This is a genomic window from Streptomyces sp. NPDC005784, assembly GCF_042871525.1.
Classification (GTDB): Bacteria; Actinomycetota; Actinomycetes; order Streptomycetales; family Streptomycetaceae; genus Streptomyces.
Genome location: NZ_JBIAIQ010000025.1, coordinates 23,174 through 40,598, shown reverse-complemented (window position 1 = coordinate 40,598; position 17,425 = coordinate 23,174). Strand labels below are relative to the sequence as shown.

Below are 17,425 nucleotides of genomic sequence, written 5' to 3'. Positions count from 1 at the left end.
CGAGGCCTCCTGTCGGAGGTGGTCTTTATGGTGCTGCCGAGTTGATCAGGGAATCAGCCTGTGTCCGGTTCCGCGGAGGCGGGCCCGGACGGGAGAGGCAGACAAATGACCGTGGTCGAGGTCTCGTACGCACAGGCGTGGAATGCCGAGGCGCATCGCGAGTACGGGCCGCTGTCGCTGGATGAGGCACGGCGGAAGGACAGCGACGGGCAGCCGTACGTGGTGATCCACCGGGCACCTGGGCGAACCGTGTCCTTGAAGGTGCACCTCGTGTCCTGGGGTGATCATTACGTCGGGCAATGGACCTACGACGAGCTGGGGCGGGTGACCGAAGAGGCGGATCTGCGGCTCCTCGAAACGGACCGCCTGTTTCTGCGCCGGCACGTGGAGAGGCGGTACTCCTCGCCGGACGAGCCGGACCGGGCGCGCGACGGCTGGCGCCTCACGGTGGACCTGTTTCCCGACGGCAGGGGGACGAAGGTGCTCGACGAGCGCGGTGACAGCGGCGGTTCGTTCCACACACGGGCCGACGTGCCGGAGTCGGAGCGATGGCGTCCGCGGTCGGAGTTCGGGGTTCGTGCGGCCCGGATTCCGGGTGGCTCTTCGGAGCGCGAGCCGGGCGCGTACACAGCCCGGAGCACCTTCGGGGAAGAGCCGGAACCGCAGTCCCTGTGGAGGCCGCCCAGGCCGGGCCGACCGGGACTCGCCCTGAACGAACTCCTTCGGCCGGGCCGCCGGTTCACCTCGGAGTGCTGGGGCGAGATGACTGTCGCGGAGATTCGGCACATCGCCACGCGGCCGGCTCGTCGTCGCGGACCCCAGGGATCAGGACGCCCCCAGGGAACTCACCGAACGCATCCCACCCGGTGAGTATCCCCTGCAGGCGGCCGTGCTCGTCGGTGAGGGCGACTACTGCGGCGAACGGTTCCCGGTCACGGAGGAACCCCTGGTGCGTCTGCTGATCGGCGCCGAACCGGTGGTCACGTGGGAGATGGGACTCAGCGAGGGAGACGATCCCCGACTCCTTCTGGACGGCCACGCCTACGGCTTCGGCACCGACGGCGCCAGCGGCGGTTTCGCCGACGCCTCGGGCTGGAAGGTGCTGTCAGGGAAGATCCGACGCTACTACGAGGAGGGCGACGAGAGCGCCGCCGAGTTCGTCACGGACGGCTGCCTACGCGCCACCGACGAGGAGACCGGTGGTGATCTGGTCTCCTTCTACACCGAGGGCGACGGGACCTGGCCGGTCTGGCTGGGCCGCTCCGCCACCGGCGAACTGGTCGCGGTCACGGTGATCACGTCGTGGCTGATGGATCTCCGACCCGTGTGACCGCCAGGATGCCCGGTGAACCCCGGTGAACCCCGGTGAACCCCGGTGGACCCCGGTGGACCCGGGTTGACCCCGGTGGACCGGGTGTTCTCGGTGGGCCGGGTGTGCCGACTGCCCGTGCAGAGCCGCGGCCCTGGCACGGCCGGTCGCTTGACTTCGAGTTGGCTCCACGCCCTAGCGTCACTGTGATCGGTGCGGCGACGTTGCTGAGGAGACCGGCTCGGTGTCGTGGGCCGGTCGATCCCGGAGAGGGAGGAGCCTCATGAAGGTGCTGGTGACCGGCGGGACGAGTGGGCTGGGACTGGCCATGGCGTCCGCTCTGGCCGAGGCGGGGGCGACCGTTGCGCTGACCGGGCGATCCGGTCGTCGGGCCAGTTCGGTCGCCGCCGGGCTGCCGGGGGCGATCGGCATCGAGTTGGACGTGCGGGACGAGTCCTCGGTGGCGAGGGCGGTCGACCGGGCGGAGGCGCGGCTCGGCGGCATCGACATGCTGGTGAACAACGCCGGGATCGGCATGCGCACCGTCGACCCGCACTTCATGACCCGCCCGCGGGGCTTCTGGGAGGTACCGGTCGAGGGCTTCCGTGCGGTCGTGGAGACCAACCTGACCGGCTACTTCCTGGTCGCGCGCGAGGTCGTACCGCGGATGCTGGCCGCCCCCGGCAGCGGTCGCATCGTCAACATCTCGGTGAGCGAAACGACGATGCGCCGTGCCGGGTTCGTCCCCTACGGGCCCTCGCGCGCCGGCAGCGAGTCCCTGTCCCGGATCATGGCCGCCGACCTGCGGGACAGCGGTGTCACGGTCAACCTGCTGCTTCCCGGAGGCGCGACCGTCACGGGGATGCTGCCCCCGGACGCCGTGCCGGGGGAGGGCCGGACGTTCCTGGAGCCCGCCGTGATGGGCCCGCCCATCGTCTGGCTGGCCTCCGACGAAGCGGCCGACGTGCACGACGAGCGGATCGTCGCCGTCGAGTTCGAGAGCTGGCTGCGCGAGAGGAAGAGCGGGCGGTAGGGGGGCGGTAGGGCGGGCGGCGGAACGGAAGCGGCATGGGCACCGCTGTCGTACGGGCCACTGGGGTACGCCCGGTGGCCCGTACGGCGGGAGAGCGAGCGCCGTCGGCCCCGCCCCGGCCGGGAACCGAACGCTCAGGCTCCCGAGGCTCAGGCTCCGTAGGCCAAGAGCGCCATCATCCCGGCCTCGCTGTGATAGCCGTTGTGGCAGTGCAGCATCCACTGTCCGGGGTTGTCGGCGTCGAAGATGACGGACACCTTCGACCTGGGCAGCACGATGGTGGTGTCCTTGCGCGGGCCGCCGTTGGTGAGCTGGTAGGTGTGGCCGTGCAAGTGCATCGGGTGCCACATCCTCGTGGAGTTGAAGAAGTCGATTTGGACCCGCTGACCCTCCTGGACGAGCAGCGGGTTCGCGGTCGGGTCGGCCATGTCGAACTGCTTGCCGTTGATGCCCCAGTCGTACGCGGCCATGCTGCCGGTCAGGTTGACGCGGAGAACCATGTCGGGATCCTTCTCCTCCAGCCGTACGCCGTCGCTCGCGCGCAGCTGTGCGGCGGTCACGATCCGGCCGTCCAGTTCGGCCGGCCGCACGGTCGGCTCCGGCGTGCTTCCCGATCCGGTGCGCACCAGAGCCATCCCGGCGACGTCCTTGCCCTCGGCGACCGCGATGAGCGGGAAGACGCCGTCGCCAAGGGTGACCAGAACGTCGTACCGCTCGCCCATGGCGATCAGCAGAGCGTCGACCTCCTGGTGCTCGACGGGGAAACCGTCGGTGTGGGTGATGGTCATCTTGTGGCCCCCGAGCGCCACCCGGTAGGCGGTGGCGGCGCCCGCGTTGATGATCCTTAGGCGCACACGCTTGCCGGACTTGCCGGTGTAGACGGCCGGGTCGGTCGGCACTCGCCCGTTGACCAGGTGGTACGGGTAGTTCACGTCCCCGGCGTCGCTGCCGAGCAGGGGGCTGGAGGCGCCGCTGAGCCTGAACCTCGTCGACGTGCCGTCGCCGGAGGACGCGGACGGGGGCGGTGAGGACGTCGGGCCCTTCGAGCCGGCGCTTTCCATGTCCATGCGGGGCGATTGATGGCTGAGCTCGGCGAAGACATCGTCGGGCGTCCCGATCACGCCGTCGAGCCAGTCGTCGAGGACGACGACCCACTCGTCGTCGTACGACAGCGGCTCCTTGGGGTCCTCGACGATCAGCGGCGCGTACAGACCGCGGTCGACCTGGACACCCACGTGCGGGTGGAAGAAGTACGTGCCGGGTGTGTTGGCGATGAAGCGGTACGTGAAACTGGATCCGGGCCGCACCGGGGTCTGGGTGACCGGCGGTACGCCGTCCATATTGCCGGGCAGTGAGATGCCGTGCCAGTGGACGGACGTCGTGGTGGCGCCGGGCAACTGGTTGGAAAACTCGGCGGCGAGGGTGTCGCCGGCGGGGATGCGGACCTCCTTGCCCGGAATCTGGCCGCTGAAGGCCCAGGACTTGACCAGGATGCCGCCGCCCAGGTCGAGAGTGGCGGCAGTGGCGGTCACGTTCAGGCTCTGCACCCTGCCCGTACCGCTCCTCTTCATCTCCGCGCGGGCGACCTGGGAACCGGAAGGGCTGAGGAGTGAGGGGTTGTTGGGGGCCTCGTTGCCGCAGCCGGCGAGTAGGCCGGTACCTGCCGCTCCCAGTCCGGCGAGGACGGAGCGACGGTTGATGCTGTTCATGAAAAGTCCTCTTCTCGATGCGCGACAGGTGTCTCGGGTCGGTCCACGCACGGCTGGGTGGCGTCAGGGGACGCGGGAAGCCGTGGGGGCGTGGCCTATGTGCGCGGTCGAGAGAGGAATGGCGGATCGGCAGGCGGATTCCGACATGAAGTGAGGTGGAGCCGCCGACATCGCACGGACGGTCGTGTCGGGGAGCTCGTGGGGGAGCAGTACGGCGACCACGGGGCACAGCATGACGATCGGACCGCGAACCCAGCGGGCGGCGCCATCGAACTGGGCCCAGGGCAACTTTCGTACCGTCATCAGGGGCGTCCGCACTTCCTGCGAGCTAGGACCGCCAGCATACCCTGCGTGGGTATGCGTGCCCCGGAACCGTCGATCAAGAATCAGCCGGGCGGACCATGGGTGGAGCGGTGGTGCCCGTCGTGGCTGTGGTGATGCGGCGGATGCGTGGTGCCGCCGTCGGTGTGATGGGGAGCTTCCGCCGTGTCGGTTGCGCTGGGACGCACGCCGGTCAGGGTGACCGCGACGAGGCGGTGCACCGCGGCCTCGGACGGCAGGTCGCCGGCGGCGGTCAGGGCGTGCAGGCAGTAGCTCGCGAGTTCACCGGGCGCGATGTCGCCGCGGACGACTCCGGCCTGCGCGCCCTCGGCCAGGAGCTCCTCGACCAGGCCGTGGAGCCTCTGCTGCGCCTGGGCGACCTGGCTGTCGCGATGCAGGAACGCCGCGAGGTCGCCGTCGTGGTGCCTGCGTGACGCGCGGGAGATCAGGGCGAAGGCTCGCAGTACTGCTTCGAGACGCTCGCCGGCCCCTTCGGTCCGGTCCCGGACCTCGGCCAAGTGGTCGAGGTGGTGGCCGATCTGCCGCTCGTGCCAGGCGAGGAGGATCGAGTCGACGTCCGGGAAGTACTTGTACAGCGTGGCGCGGCCGATCCCGGAGTCCTTGGCGATCCGCGACATCGTCACCGACGTCAGTCCGTTCTCGGCGACCAGTGTCGCGGTGGTTTCCAGGACGGCATTCCGTACGGCGGCGCGGTGTGCGTCGATCGTCTCGTTCCAGAGCTTGGGCACGGCCTCAGTGTACGGTCCGGCGCTGTCGTGACACTTTGCATTGACAGAGACAGTGTGTCTCGATAAAACTGAAGGCATCCGGGAACCCGGACGATCAGGACGGACGGGAGATCGCGACAGCGGCCGGCCCGCCCTGCCTTCCCTTCTTCCGCTCCCTTGTTCTGCTCCCTTCCCCCGGTCCCGTCCTGCGCGGGCCGGAGGACCCGTACGTCACCAGGCCGCACAAAGGAACGCCATGCCAACCGCTGAAGCCCGCGTCGTGACGGACCGGCCGAGCCGCTACCTCGTCCAGCTCTGCCGGCACTTCTCCAACAAGGGCCGCCACCTCGGTCGCCGGCTCCACGGCCACGCGGGCGGTGATGAGCAGGCGCTGCGTGACATGCGGGCCGTCGCGGAGCAGGCGGAGGTCGAGTGGTCCGACATCGAAGGGCAAGTCGCCCTCGCCTGGGGTCGAATCAGTCTGCGGGTCACGCCGGGAGTGCTGTCTCTGCATGTCGAGGCAGCCGCGGACGACGATCTGAGGCGGCTTCAGGATCTGGTCGCCGGACACATCGAGAGGTTCGGCCGACGCGACGGACTTCGGGTGCACTGGCAATCCCCGGAGACACCCGCGCCGCCTCCCGCGGTGGCCGCCGCAGTCGCCGCCGACGCCGCCCAGGGTCCGGCAGGGGAGGCCGTGCCGCGCCGCGGTCGCTTCAGGGCGATGGGCCTCATGGGCGTCGTCGTACTCGTCCTGGCCGTACACCTGGGGCTGGGCGGTGTTCTCCTGTCGAACTGGCGGTGGACCGGATGGGCCGTCGGTGGTCTCCTCGCGGTCGTTCTGGTGAAGGCCGCGCTGGTGGGCGGGTTCGCCATCCGTCGCAGGCCTCGGCGCTACGACAAGAACCGCGGCGTTGCCTGACCGCGTGCCCCGTATCCCGTCACCGTGTGGCTCCGTGTGCCTCCGCGTGACCCGTGACCCCGCGTGGCCCGTGACCCCGGACGTCCGTCCTGCCGTGGTCGGAGTGTGCGCGGCCACACCGGGCGGAGTGGCCGCTACTTCGCCGGGATCTTCTGCTCGAACCAGACGACCTTGCCGCTGCTCAGTCTCGTCGCACCCCAGCGCAGGGAGAGTTGATTGACCAGGAAGAGGCCGCGGCCGCTCTCGTCCCCGAGGTCGGCGTGCCGCATCCTGGGCACCTGGGGCGAGTCGTCGGTCACCTCGCAGCGGAGCACATCGGTGCGCAGCAGCCGCAGCGAGAGGGGCCGCGAGGCGAACCGCACGGCGTTCGTCACGACCTCGCTGACCATGAGTTCCGTCGGGTCGATCAGGGACTCGAGACCCCAGCGGCGCAGGGCCCTGCGGGTCAGCCGGCGCGCCTGCCCCGCGGTCATGGGGTGCGGGGCCAGGTACCAGTACCCGACGCTGTCCGGCGGGAATCCCTCGAACCGGGCGGTGAGCAGGGCGATGTCGTCGTCCCGGGTTCCCGGGCTCAGGGTGCCCAGTACGTGGTCGCAGAGCACTTCCAGCGAGGCGAGCCCCTGGGCGGTGCTCTGGAGACGGACCCGAAGGGCCTCGACGCCGCTTCCGATGTCGGTGTCGCGGGACTCGACGAGCCCGTCGGTGTACAGCACCAGGGTCGCCCCGGTGGGCGCGGCCATCTCCACCGACTCGAAGACGACGCCGCCGACGCCGATCGGAGCACCGGGCGGGACCGCGAGGACCTCGGCGCGGCCGTCCTCGTAGAGCAGCACCGCGGGCGGGTGACCGGCGTTCGCCATCAGCAGGCGGTGCGAGATCGGGTCGTAGATCGCGTAGAGGCAGGTCGCGATGTGGTCGCTGCCCAGGCGCTGGGCCTGCTCGTCGAGATGGTGCAGGACCTCGTTGGGCGGCAGATCGAGACCGGCGAGGGTCTGCACGATGGTGCGCAGCTGGCCCATGATCGCGGCGGAGGTCATGGAGTGCCCCATGACGTCGCCGACGATCAGGGCGACGCGGTTGCCGGGAAGCGGGATCGCGTCGTACCAGTCGCCGCCGACCTGGGCGGTCTTCGAAGCGGGCAGGTAGCGGCTGGCCAGCCGGACTCCGGTGGGTTCGGGCAGTGACGACGGGAGCATGGTGTGCTGGAGGGTGTCAGCCACGGCGGCCTCGTGGCCGTACATGACCGCCTTCTGGACCCCGAGCGCGGTGTGCGTGGCGAGCTGCGAGGCGACGAGCAGGTCGTCGCTGGTGAAGACGGCGCGGTCCGTGCTGCGGAGCAGGACGACCGTGCCCATGACGTGATGGCTGCCGTGCAGCGGGGCGATGATCAGGCGGTGGCCCGGCGGCAGCGTCCCCGGGGGGTCCGCCCCCGCCGCGAGCAGTTCGGCGACGGCGGGGGCGTTGCCCGGCGCGTCACCGAACGCGGGGCGCCCGTCCCGCAGCAGTTGCGCGAGCCGTCCGCTGCCGGCTGGTTCCACCCGCTCGGCGACTTCGGGGAGCGCGGGCGGTGGCGGGGACCCGTCGGCGTGCGGCAGCTCCGGCAACGCCCGGTCGGCACTGTGCAGTTGGAGCACGACGGGTGCCGCCGACTGCTCCGTGCCCACCGGCAGCGGATCGTCGAGGTGGATGAATATCGCGTCCGCGAACGCCGGCACGGCCGCCTGCCGCAGTTCCCGGAGTGTCTCGTCCAGATCCATCCCGCGGGCGATCCGCCGCGTCGCCACATCGAGATACCGAAGGCGGTCGGTCTGCGGCACGCGGCCGTCCGTCACTGCGGCAGGTGAGGGGAGGCCCTGTGGCGGGGCGGCGCCCTCGTGGGGGGTGTGGTGCTCGGTCACGCGTTCTGTCCCGTCCAGTGGGTGCGCGGTCCGCGGCTCGGACTCCGCCTCCTCAGTCACACCGTCTGCAGCAGAGGAACACCTGTTCCTCGGGCGGGACATCGGCCACCGCGGGGGCGTACGTGTACGAGGTCTCCTTGACGATCTCGAAGCCCGCCTCCTCGATGACCTTGTGCAGGTCCTCCCGCAGATAGCCGGAGACCCTGATCGTGTTCCCGAGGAACGGGATCGAGAAGTCGTCCACATCGGCCTCGACCATCGACAGAACGAACAGGCCACCGGGAACGAGAAGATGACGCACTGTCAGCAGGGCGAGGGGAATCTCCTCGCGCGGCAGCATCAGCAGCGAGAAGAAGGCGGCGACGGCGTCGAAACGGCCGAGGTCGCGCGGGCCGCCCGGCCGGAGGTCGGCGAGGTCCAGTTGATGGAACGTCGCGTCGGGGACGTACGTGCTCGCGAGCTTCACCATGCCGCCGGAGAGGTCGACCCCCACGACCTCGAACCCGGCGTCCGTCATCTGGCGTGAGGTCGGCACGCCCGTGCCGCACCCGAGATCAAGGACCCGCGATCCCCCGCCGAGTGATTCGATCAGCCACTCGCCTGCGGTGACCTGGCCCTCCTTGTGCGGAAAGGCCTCGTCGTAGCGGTCGCCGATGGCGTCGAAGGCTTCGGCCTGGCCTCTGCGGTCGAGCCGGATGCTCTCGTAATCAGTCCCGTGATTGCTGTTGATCACGAAAGAAACCTTTCATGGGGGCTATCGGATTATTTCACAATTCGGATGAAAGCGGCCATGACGGGATCTCCGAGCCTTGTCGGTCGCTCAGGAGACGTCAATTCGAGACGATAGTCGTTCAGTGTTCGGCGAGATGCCCAAGTGTCCGAAATCGCTCGGCGGGCGGGACGGCTCCCGCGCCGGGTGCCCGGCTGTCCATCGCACCCGAACTCGCTTGAACGACAAGGACGTTGGCGTGTCCGGACGGCACCGACACGGCTGGAATCCGTCCGGCGGACACTGTGGCCGGACCGGGGAGCGGCGACAACTCGCCCCCGTGACCGGGTGCACGGCGAAGTCGGCTTCGCATGGGCGGAGTCGGAGTCGCGACGGTGACGCCACCCCGGCCCTCGGCCTCGGAGCCGGACTCGACGCACTCGCCGGGAACAGGGCGACGCACTCACTGGGGACACGACTGCGTACGCGCAGGAGATACGTCGATGTGCTCGTCGGTAACGCGACGTAGCACGCACTGGGAACCGGTAGCCGTGAAGTCGACGGCCGTCGCCCCGCTCGGCGGATTTCCCCCTCGGCCCCGACGGTCCGACGCGTCCGGGCGGCCCTCTCCCGGTACCGGAATGTCGCATTCGTGGAAGGATCGTGTCCAGTCCCGACCGATCCCGGAAGAGGCCCGCCATGGCCCGCCCGCCACAGACTCCGGGCCTGCCGTACGTGCTCATGTCTCACGTGGACGTGGAGGTTGCTGTGTCCGTACACCGCGTCGGCCTGGTCGTCCACCAAGGGCGGACGGCGGCCCGCGATGTCGCCCGCGCCGTGCACACCTGGTGCCACGCGCGAGACATTCGGTGCACCGAGATCGACGTCTGGGCCAAGGATCAGCAGCGTCGTGGCGGGCGCGCGGAAGCGGCAGCGGCCGGCAACCCGGACCTCGTCGTCACGCTCGGCGGCGACGGCACCTTTCTGCGCGGTGCCCGGATCGCCGTCAAGAGCGGCGCGAACGTGCTGGGCGTCGACCTCGGCAAGGTCGGGTTCCTCACCGAGGTGCCGGCGGCCGACGTCACACGGGCGTTGCAGGCGGTCCACGACGGGAAGGTCACCGTCGAGGAGCGCATGACGCTGACCATGCGGGCCTCCCGCGCCCTGGAGATCCCCGGGGGAATGGAGGCACTGCTCCACTACGGACGGGGCCCCGCCCTTCCGCCGCCGCAGGTCAGAGCCGAGACGACGGAGGGCGACGGCTGGGGAGTGGCCCTGGACGTCACAGCCCTGAACGACGTCGTCCTGGAGAAGCTGGCCAGGGACCGCCAGGTGAGTGTCGGCGTCTACATCGCCGGACGGAGGCTGGCCTCCTACTCGGCGGACGCCTTCGCCGTCGCCACCCCCACCGGATCGACGGCCTACAGTTTCGCCGCGGGCGGTCCCGTGCTCTCCCCGCACATGGACGCGGTGGTCTTCACGCCGATCGCGCCGCACATGACCTTCAACCGCAGTGTGGTCGCCGCGCCGGACGAGCCCGTCGCCCTGCGGGTGCTGCCCCACTCGGGCCAGGCCGCCGTGAGCATCGACGGCCAGCTGCGCGGAGTGCTCGACCCCGGCGACTGGATCGGGGTCTTCCGGGCTCCGCAGCGGGTGTGCCTCATCCGGCTGCACCCCACCGACTTCTACGGCCGGCTGCGCGACCGCTTCCGCCTCACCGACGCACCGGCCACGGCCGCCGACGGCGAGCTCGCCCCGTTCTTCCGCCCCGACACCCCCATCCCGCCGGACCTCGCCGAACTGCGCCTGCCGCCTCCTTCGGCGGCTCGCTGACGGCGTGGCCCGCGCCCGGCGCGGGTCCCACCGCCCACCCCGGACGGCCGATGCCGGGCGTCGGGAGGCTGGCACCGGGCGTTGTGCGGCCGACGTGGATGTCGGGCCGCGTCGCGCGGGATGTCGTGATTCTTCGGGAGAAGCTGTCGATCCACGTACGTCCCGTTCGACGCACGGGTGAGAGCGGGAAGCCACGAACCCAAGGAGCACGGTCATGCCCAAGCTGCGCGTACACAACATCACCGTTTCGGTGGACGGATACGCCGCCGGTCCCCGCCAGCGTCTCGAACACCCGCTCGGTGAGGGCTTCGAGGGGATGCATGGATGGATGTTCGCGGCGATGCGCGACCTGGCCGACGGCAAGGGGGGAATCGACGTCGAGTACGTGGAGCGCAGCGAGGAGAACATCGGCGCCACCATCATGGGCCGCAATATGTTCGGACCGCAGCGCGGACCGTGGGAGGACGAGTCGTGGACGGGCTGGTGGGGCCCCAACCCTCCGTACCACAACGACGTGTTCGTGCACACGCACCACCTGCGGCCCTCGGTGGCCATGGAGGGCGGAACGACCTTCCACTTCACCGACGAACCCATCGAGACGGTTCTCGACCGTGCCTTCGAGGCGGCGGCGGGCAAGGACGTCCGGCTCGGCGGTGGACCGGCCACCGTCCAGCAGTACCTGCGCGCAGGACTGATCGACGAACTGCACCTGGCCGTCGTCCCGCAGCTCCTGGGCCGGGGTGAGCGCCTGTTCGACAACCTCGGGGACGGGCTCGACGGCTACAAGGTCGCCGAGCTGGTCGGATCGCCGGCCGCGACGCACGCCCGGCTGGTCCGTCGCTGACCACCCTCCAGGTACGCTCCGGCCGCTCCGTCGCCCACCGCCCCGCGGGCGGTGACGGATCCGCGGCCTGTCCCGGGGGCGGTGACCGCTCCGTCGTACCGCCCTGCGGATGGTGACTGGTCCGCGGCTTGCCCTGGGGGCGGTGACCGCTCCGTCGTACCGTCCCGCGGATGGTGACTGGTCCGCGGCTTGCCCTGGGGGCGGTGACCGCTCCGTCGCACCGTCCCGCGGACGCTGACCGGTCGCGGCCTGCCCCGCGGGCGGTGATTGATCCGCGGCCTGCCCTCGGGCGGCGACCGGTCCGTGGCCTGCCCCCGCAGGCGGTGAGCCGATGCGTGGGGCCTGTCCGGCGAGCACGGGCTCAGTCCTCCTGTGCGGGCGTGCCCGGTCCGGGTGCGCCCACGCGCAGGCCGTCCATCACCAGGTCCAGCAGGCGCCGGGCGCGCGACCGCCAGTCCCCGTGCGGGTCGAGCTGCCAGAGTCCCGCGATGGCGAGCATGAAGTCGTCGGGGCTCACCCCCGGCCGGATGGTGCCCGCGTCCTCGTTGGCCTTCAGCAGGAGCGCGACAGCCGAACTCATGGGCCCGTGCCCGAGTTTCGTCAGCGTGCCCCGGGGTGCGCTGGTGGCCGTCCGCAGCGCTTCGGCCAGGCCCGCCTTGGCCATGGCGTAGCGCGCGAGACGGTCCATCCACTCCCGCAGCGCCCGGTCCGGTGCGCGGGTGGCGAGCAGATGCGGCGCCGTGTCGGCGACCTGCTGCACCTCGTAGCGGTAGACCTCCAGAACGAGGGCCTCTCGATGGGGGAAGTTGCGGTAGAAAGTCGCCTGTCCGACCCCCGCCTTCTTCGCGATCGCGCTCAGCGGCGTGTCCGCCGAGCGGGTCAGCTCCGCCAGGGCCACGGCCAGGATGCGCTCACGATTGCGCTGCGCGTCCGAGCGCAGAGGTCCGTCCGGACGTGCGGGCTCGCCCGCGCCCACCGGTGCGTCCTTGTTGGGCTGCACGCGTACTCCTTCCGGAGCGACGGCCGGATTCCTCCCGGGCCACGGCCGGACCGCCCTTGCTAACCGGACAGCTGTCCGCTAGGTTCACTGGTAGTGGACAGCTGTCCGCTTAGAGCCCACTTTAGTGGCTGACCAGCTCCGTGCGGATGGCCGGAACCTGTCGCCGACCGGCATTCTTGCGTACCCGGCGCGGTTCTCGGCCGCGGACCTCCCGATTTCACGTACGACCTCGACGTTCCCGTACGAGTTCGGTCCACCCATCACGACTTCGACGCTTCGACGCGCACCACACACGCGAAAGAAGGCCGGCCATGGCCCCATCGACGTCCAGTGCCATCACTTTGAACATCAACGGCGAGAAGTACACGTTGCCCGTCGACCACCGCACCACCCTGCTCGACGCCCTGCGCGAGCGCCTCGATCTCACCGGCACTAAGAAGGGCTGTGATCAGGGGCAATGCGGCGCCTGCACGGTCCTGATCGACGGGCGCCGGGCGCTGTCCTGTCTGCAACTCGCGGTGGCCGCCGAGGGGCGGGCGATCACCACCATCGAAGGCGTGGCGGACGGCGAACGGCTTCATCCGGTGCAGCGGGCCTTCCTCGAACTCGACGGCTATCAGTGCGGCTACTGCACTCCGGGGCAGATCTGTTCGGCTCTCGGGATGCTCGCGGAGCACGCGGCCGGCTGGCCGAGCGCCGTGACGGCCGACGTCCGTCCGGAGGCGGAGCCGCCTCCGCTGAGCGCGGAGGAGATCCGGGAACGCATGAGCGGCAATCTCTGCCGCTGCGGCGCGTACGTGCAGATCGCCCAGGCGGTCGCGCGTGCCGCCGAGTCGCCGCTCGGCGAGACCGAGGAGCGCGTCGCATGAGGGAGTTCGGTTATGAACGCGCAGTCGACGTCTCCTCCGCGGTCGCCCTGCTCGCAGGTGCCCCGGACGCGCGCTTCCTCGGCGGCGGCACCAATCTCGTCGACCTGATGAAGGCCGGGGTGGAGCGGCCGGACCGGCTCGTGGACATTCGTGAACTACCCCTGGACAGGATCGACTTCACCCCGGCGACCGGACTGCGGATCGGAGCCACCGTCACCAACGGCGACCTCGCCGCGCACCCCGAAGTGCGGAGCCGTTACCCGGCGTTGGCGCAGGCCGTATTGGCCGGTGCCTCGGGGCAGTTGCGCAACATGGCGACGGTCGGCGGAAACCTGCTGCAGCGCACCCGGTGCGGCTACTTCACCGACCTGTCGAAGCCATGCAACAAGAGGGCGCCCGGCAGCGGTTGTCCGGCCATCGCGGGCGAGCACCACAACCACGCGATCCTCGGCGCCTCCACGCACTGCGTGGCGACCCATCCGTCCGACATGGCCGTCGCCCTCACCGCGTTCGACGCGGTCGTCTCCTACGAAACTGCCTCCGGAACAGGTGAGTTGCCGCTCACCGACCTGTATCCGCCCGTCGGTGACACCCCGCACCGGGAGACCGCGCTGCCGCCCGGAGCCCTGATCACCGGCGTCACCCTTCCGCCCGGCACCGTTGCCGAGCGGTCCCGCTATCGGAAGGTTCGCGAGCGCGCGTCGTACGCGTTCGCCATCGGCTCGATCGCCGCCGCGCTCGACGTCCGGGGCGACGTCGTACGCGAAGTGCGCCTGGCCTTCGGGGCGGTGGCTTCCCGGCCGTGGCGGGCCCGGGAGGCGGAGCGGGTCCTGCTCGGCGGCCCGGTGAGTGCCGAGGCCTTCGCCGCCGCCGCGGACGCCGAACTGGCGGCCGCCGAACCGCTGCCGCACAACGGCTACAAGGTCCAGCTGATGCGGAACCTCGTCGTCGCCGTCCTGTCCGAACTCGCAGAGGAGGCCTCGCGATGAGCACCACCACCGACAGCGCGACGATGACGAAGGCGGTCGGCTCGGCGCACACGCGGGTGGAGGGCGTCGCCAAGGTCACCGGGACGGCTCGCTACGCCGCGGAGGTCCCCCACCCCGAACTCGCGCACGGATGGCTGGTGTTGTCCACGATCGCGCGGGGCCGCATCCGCTCCGTCGAGGACGCGCCCGTCCTTGGCATGCCCGGTGTGCTCGCCGTCCTGCACCACGGGAACGCGCCCCGGCTCGACGGAACCTACACGCCCCCCTTCGGTCCGCCCGACCGGGGCCTTCAGCTCCTCCAGGACGAACGGGTGCAGTTCGTCGGCCGACCAGTGGCGCTGGTCGTCGCCGAGACATCCGAGCAGGCGAGGGAAGCGGCCGAGGCACTGGTCGTCCGGTACGACGAGGAGCCGCACGACGTCGCGTTCTTCGCCGGCCGTCCCGGGATGTACACACCGGAGGGCGCCGAGCAGGGCAAGGGCGACGTGGCGGCCGAACTCGCCGCGTCCGCCGTCGTGGTGGACGCGCGGTACAGCACACCCGAAGAGCACCACAGCGCGATGGAACCGCATGCGGCGACCGCCCGCTGGGACGGCGGCCGGCTCGACGTGATCGACTCCAACCAGGGGAGCAGGTGGGTGGCGGACGAGCTCGCGAATCTGTTCTCGCTCGACCCGGACGCGGTGCGGGTGCGGTCCGAACACGTCGGCGGCGGCTTCGGATCCAAGGGGACCCGGCCGCACGTGGTGCTCGCGGTAATGGCGGCGACCGTCCTGCGCCGCCCGGTCCGCGTCGTACTGACCCGCCGTCAGATGTTCTCGCTCGTCGGCTACCGCAGCCCCACCGCGCAGCGCGTCAGGCTCGGTGCCGACCCCGACGGTCGGCTGCGGGTGCTCGACCACCAGGCGGAGTGTCTGACCTCGACGGTGCACGAATTCATCGAGCGCAGCGCCGACTTCGGACGTCCGCTGTACGACGCGGACGCCCATCACACCCTCACCCGGGTGGTCGCGCTCGATGTCCCCACCCCGACCTGGATGCGCGCCCCGGGGGAGGCGCCGGGGTCGTTCGCCCTGGAGTCGGCGGTCGACGAACTCGCCGAGAAGTGCGGCATCGACCCGATCGCCCTGCGTCTTCGCAACGAGCCGTCCGTGGGCCCGCTGTCCGGGCTCCCGTTCGGCGGCCGCAATCTCCGCGGCTGCTTCGAGGAGGGCGCCCGCCGGTTCGGCTGGGCGGACCGCGACGCGCGGCCGGGCGTTCGCCGCGAGGGCCGCTGGCTGCTCGGCACCGGTACGGCCGCAGCGGCGTTCCCGACCCTGTCGGCTCCCTCGACGGCGGCCGTGACGGCGGAGGCGGACGGCACTTTCACCGTACGGATCACCGCGATGGACATCGGGACTGGTGCGCGGACCGCGCTGACCCTGGTCGCCGCCGACGCGTTGGAGGTGCCACCGGACCGCATCCGGATGCGCATCGGGGACAGCGAGTTCGGGTCCGCCATCATCGCCGGTGGCTCGATGGGCACCCGCTCCTGGTCCTGGGCGATCATCGCCGCGGCGCGCGAACTGCGGGACCGGCTGGTTCCGGGCGGGGCCGTCCCGCCCGAGGGCATCACCGTGCGGTCCGACACCTCGGCCGCCGTCGGCGCGCTACCGGACATGGAACGGCACACCTTCGGGGCCCAGTTCGCCGAAGTGGCCGTCGACCTCACCAGCGGAGAGGTGCGCGTGCGGCGGATGCTCGGCATCTTCGCGGTGGGCCGGATCGTCAACCCGCTTACCGCACGGGGCCAGTTCATCGGCGGCATGACCTGGGGACTGTCCATGGCCCTGCACGAGGAGGCGATCCGGGACCAGGCCTCCGGCGGACACGTCGGCGCCGACCTCGCCGGCTACCACTTCTCCGCCCACGCCGACGTACCCGCCATCGAGGCCGACTGGCTGGACGACCCGGATCCGCACGACCCGATCGGCATCAAGGGCATCGGCGAGATCGGGGTCGTGGGAGCCGCCGCCGCCATCGCCAACGCGGTCTGGCACGCGACCGGCGTACGCCACCGGAACCTGCCGATCCGGCCCGACCGGGTACTGACGGCGGGCGCGGGCGGACATGCTTGACATCGCCCGCGAGTTGAGCCGGTGGATCGAGGAGGACCGGGAGTTCGCCGTGGCCACGGTGGTGGCCGTCGGCGGCAGCGCCCCGCGTCGGCCCGGCGCCGCGCTCGCGGTGGACACCGGGGGGACGGCGGTCGGTTCGGTCTCCGGCGGTTGCGTGGAGGGCGCGGTGTACGACCTGTGCGTGCAGGCGCTCCAGGACGGCCGGACGGTGCTGGAGCGGTTCGGCTACAGCGACGCGGACGCGTTCGCGGTCGGCCTCACCTGCGGCGGGGTCATCGACGTGCTCGTCACGCCGGTCCGTGCCGCTGCGCCGGTGCTCACGCAGTGGCCGGCGGCGGTGGTCCGGGGGGCGGCCGCAGCCCTCGTCCGCGTGGCCCGGGGACCGGCCGAACTGCTCGGCGGGGCGCTGCTGTTGCGTGCCGACGGATCGTACGACGGCGGTCTGGGCGGCGGTCCGGAGCTGGACCGGAGCGCGGCCGGGGAAGCGCGGACGATGCTCGATGCCGGGCGTACCGGCACGGTCGAGATCGCGGGGGACGGTTCCCGTTGCCCCGGCGGGGTGACCCTGTTCGTCGAGTCGAGCGTGCCGCCGCCCCGGATGATCGTGTTCGGGGCGGTGGACTTCGCGGCGGCGCTGGTGCGGACGGGCAAGTTCCTCGGCTACCACGTGACGGTGTGCGACGCCCGACCTGTCTTCGCCACGCGCGGCCGTTTCCCCGAGGCGGACGACATCGTGGTGGACTGGCCGCACCGCTACCTGCGGCGTACGGCGACCGACCACCGCACCGTGGTGTGCGTGCTCACGCACGACGCGAAGTTCGATGTCCCTTTGCTGGAGGTGGCGTTGCGGCTGCCGGTCGCGTTCGTCGGCGCCATGGGCTCGCGCCGCACTCACCGGGACCGCGACCGACGCCTGCGCGAAGTCGGCCTGACCGAGGACGAGTTGTCCCTGCTGCGCTCCCCGATCGGCCTCGACCTCGGGGCTCGTACACCCGAGGAGACGGCGTTGTCCATCGCGGCTGAGATCGTCGCGGCCGGGCGCGGCGGAACGGGGACGCCGCTGACCGGGTCACGGACGCCGATCCATCGCGACCGGACCGGAACACCAACGGCGGAGGTCGGATGAATCAGTCGCGGCGGGCTC

At 71.0% G+C, this 17,425-nt stretch carries 15 protein-coding genes; 10 read left to right on the top strand and 5 right to left on the bottom strand.

Features of this window, described 5'->3' with window-relative positions:
- Positions 1 to 105: 105 nt before the first annotated feature.
- The 3 genes from ACFYR3_RS30970 to ACFYR3_RS30960 all read left to right on the top strand — a co-directional run bounded on the left by ACFYR3_RS30970 (position 106) and on the right by ACFYR3_RS30960 (position 2,342).
- The gene (locus ACFYR3_RS30970) at positions 106 to 870 is read left to right on the top strand and encodes a hypothetical protein (protein ID WP_389285268.1); all 765 of its coding nucleotides are present in this window, start codon (positions 106 to 108) and stop codon (positions 868 to 870) included.
- Entirely contained in the window at positions 767 to 1,330 is a 564-nt protein-coding gene (locus ACFYR3_RS30965) for a DUF4241 domain-containing protein (protein ID WP_389285314.1), read from the top strand. The genes ACFYR3_RS30970 and ACFYR3_RS30965 overlap by 104 nt, the downstream gene beginning before the upstream one ends.
- A gap of 262 nt (positions 1,331 to 1,592) precedes the next feature.
- The gene (locus ACFYR3_RS30960) at positions 1,593 to 2,342 is read left to right on the top strand and encodes an SDR family oxidoreductase (RefSeq protein WP_355838992.1); all 750 of its coding nucleotides are present in this window, start codon (positions 1,593 to 1,595) and stop codon (positions 2,340 to 2,342) included.
- A 149-nt stretch (positions 2,343 to 2,491) separates the two neighbouring features.
- Here ACFYR3_RS30960 and ACFYR3_RS30955 read toward each other — a convergent pair whose 3' ends face one another.
- Both ACFYR3_RS30955 and ACFYR3_RS30950 read right to left on the bottom strand, forming a co-directional pair.
- Positions 2,492 to 4,051 (bottom strand): multicopper oxidase family protein, encoded by a 1,560-nt coding sequence (locus ACFYR3_RS30955; RefSeq protein ID WP_356783005.1) that lies wholly within the window; start codon positions 4,049 to 4,051, stop codon positions 2,492 to 2,494.
- A 386-nt stretch (positions 4,052 to 4,437) separates the two neighbouring features.
- Positions 4,438 to 5,121, bottom strand: a complete 684-nt coding sequence (locus tag ACFYR3_RS30950; protein WP_356783004.1) for a TetR/AcrR family transcriptional regulator — start codon at positions 5,119 to 5,121, stop codon at positions 4,438 to 4,440.
- A gap of 235 nt (positions 5,122 to 5,356) precedes the next feature.
- On the opposite strand from ACFYR3_RS30950, the gene ACFYR3_RS30945 reads away from it, so the two are divergent.
- Positions 5,357 to 6,022 (top strand): DUF2218 domain-containing protein, encoded by a 666-nt coding sequence (locus ACFYR3_RS30945; protein WP_389285267.1) that lies wholly within the window; start codon positions 5,357 to 5,359, stop codon positions 6,020 to 6,022.
- 134 nt (positions 6,023 to 6,156) lie between these two features.
- On the opposite strand, the gene ACFYR3_RS30940 is transcribed toward ACFYR3_RS30945, so the two are convergent.
- Both ACFYR3_RS30940 and ACFYR3_RS30935 read right to left on the bottom strand, forming a co-directional pair.
- Positions 6,157 to 7,920, bottom strand: a complete 1,764-nt coding sequence (locus ACFYR3_RS30940) for a SpoIIE family protein phosphatase (protein WP_389285266.1) — start codon at positions 7,918 to 7,920, stop codon at positions 6,157 to 6,159.
- Positions 7,921 to 7,972: 52 nt separating this feature from the next.
- Positions 7,973 to 8,653, bottom strand: coding sequence for a class I SAM-dependent methyltransferase (locus ACFYR3_RS30935; RefSeq protein WP_355839000.1), 681 nt, complete (start codon positions 8,651 to 8,653; stop codon positions 7,973 to 7,975).
- A gap of 744 nt (positions 8,654 to 9,397) precedes the next feature.
- Between ACFYR3_RS30935 and ACFYR3_RS30930 the strand changes: the two genes are divergently transcribed.
- Positions 9,398 to 10,462: an NAD(+)/NADH kinase gene (locus ACFYR3_RS30930; RefSeq protein WP_355839002.1), complete on the top strand. Its 1,065-nt coding sequence runs from the start codon at positions 9,398 to 9,400 to the stop codon at positions 10,460 to 10,462.
- Between the two features lie 214 nt (positions 10,463 to 10,676).
- Entirely contained in the window at positions 10,677 to 11,306 is a 630-nt protein-coding gene (locus ACFYR3_RS30925) for a dihydrofolate reductase family protein (protein WP_389285265.1), read from the top strand.
- 361 nt (positions 11,307 to 11,667) lie between these two features.
- On the opposite strand, the gene ACFYR3_RS30920 is transcribed toward ACFYR3_RS30925, so the two are convergent.
- A complete protein-coding gene (locus tag ACFYR3_RS30920) occupies positions 11,668 to 12,306 on the bottom strand; it encodes a TetR/AcrR family transcriptional regulator (RefSeq protein ID WP_389285264.1) in 639 nt (212 codons plus the stop codon).
- Between the two features lie 311 nt (positions 12,307 to 12,617).
- Between ACFYR3_RS30920 and ACFYR3_RS30915 the strand changes: the two genes are divergently transcribed.
- The 4 genes from ACFYR3_RS30915 to ACFYR3_RS30900 are packed head-to-tail and all read left to right on the top strand — an operon-like array spanning position 12,618 to position 17,407.
- Complete coding sequence (locus ACFYR3_RS30915) at positions 12,618 to 13,175, top strand: 2Fe-2S iron-sulfur cluster-binding protein (RefSeq protein WP_355839006.1); 558 nt, start codon at positions 12,618 to 12,620, stop codon at positions 13,173 to 13,175.
- Entirely contained in the window at positions 13,172 to 14,164 is a 993-nt protein-coding gene (locus ACFYR3_RS30910; RefSeq protein WP_389285263.1) for an FAD binding domain-containing protein, read from the top strand. The genes ACFYR3_RS30915 and ACFYR3_RS30910 overlap by 4 nt, the downstream gene beginning before the upstream one ends.
- Positions 14,161 to 16,281, top strand: coding sequence for a xanthine dehydrogenase family protein molybdopterin-binding subunit (locus tag ACFYR3_RS30905; RefSeq protein ID WP_389285262.1), 2,121 nt, complete (start codon positions 14,161 to 14,163; stop codon positions 16,279 to 16,281). Before ACFYR3_RS30910 ends, ACFYR3_RS30905 begins: the two co-directional genes overlap by 4 nt.
- Complete coding sequence (locus ACFYR3_RS30900; RefSeq protein WP_355839012.1) at positions 16,274 to 17,407, top strand: XdhC/CoxI family protein; 1,134 nt, start codon at positions 16,274 to 16,276, stop codon at positions 17,405 to 17,407. The genes ACFYR3_RS30905 and ACFYR3_RS30900 overlap by 8 nt, the downstream gene beginning before the upstream one ends.
- Positions 17,408 to 17,425 lie beyond the last annotated feature (18 nt).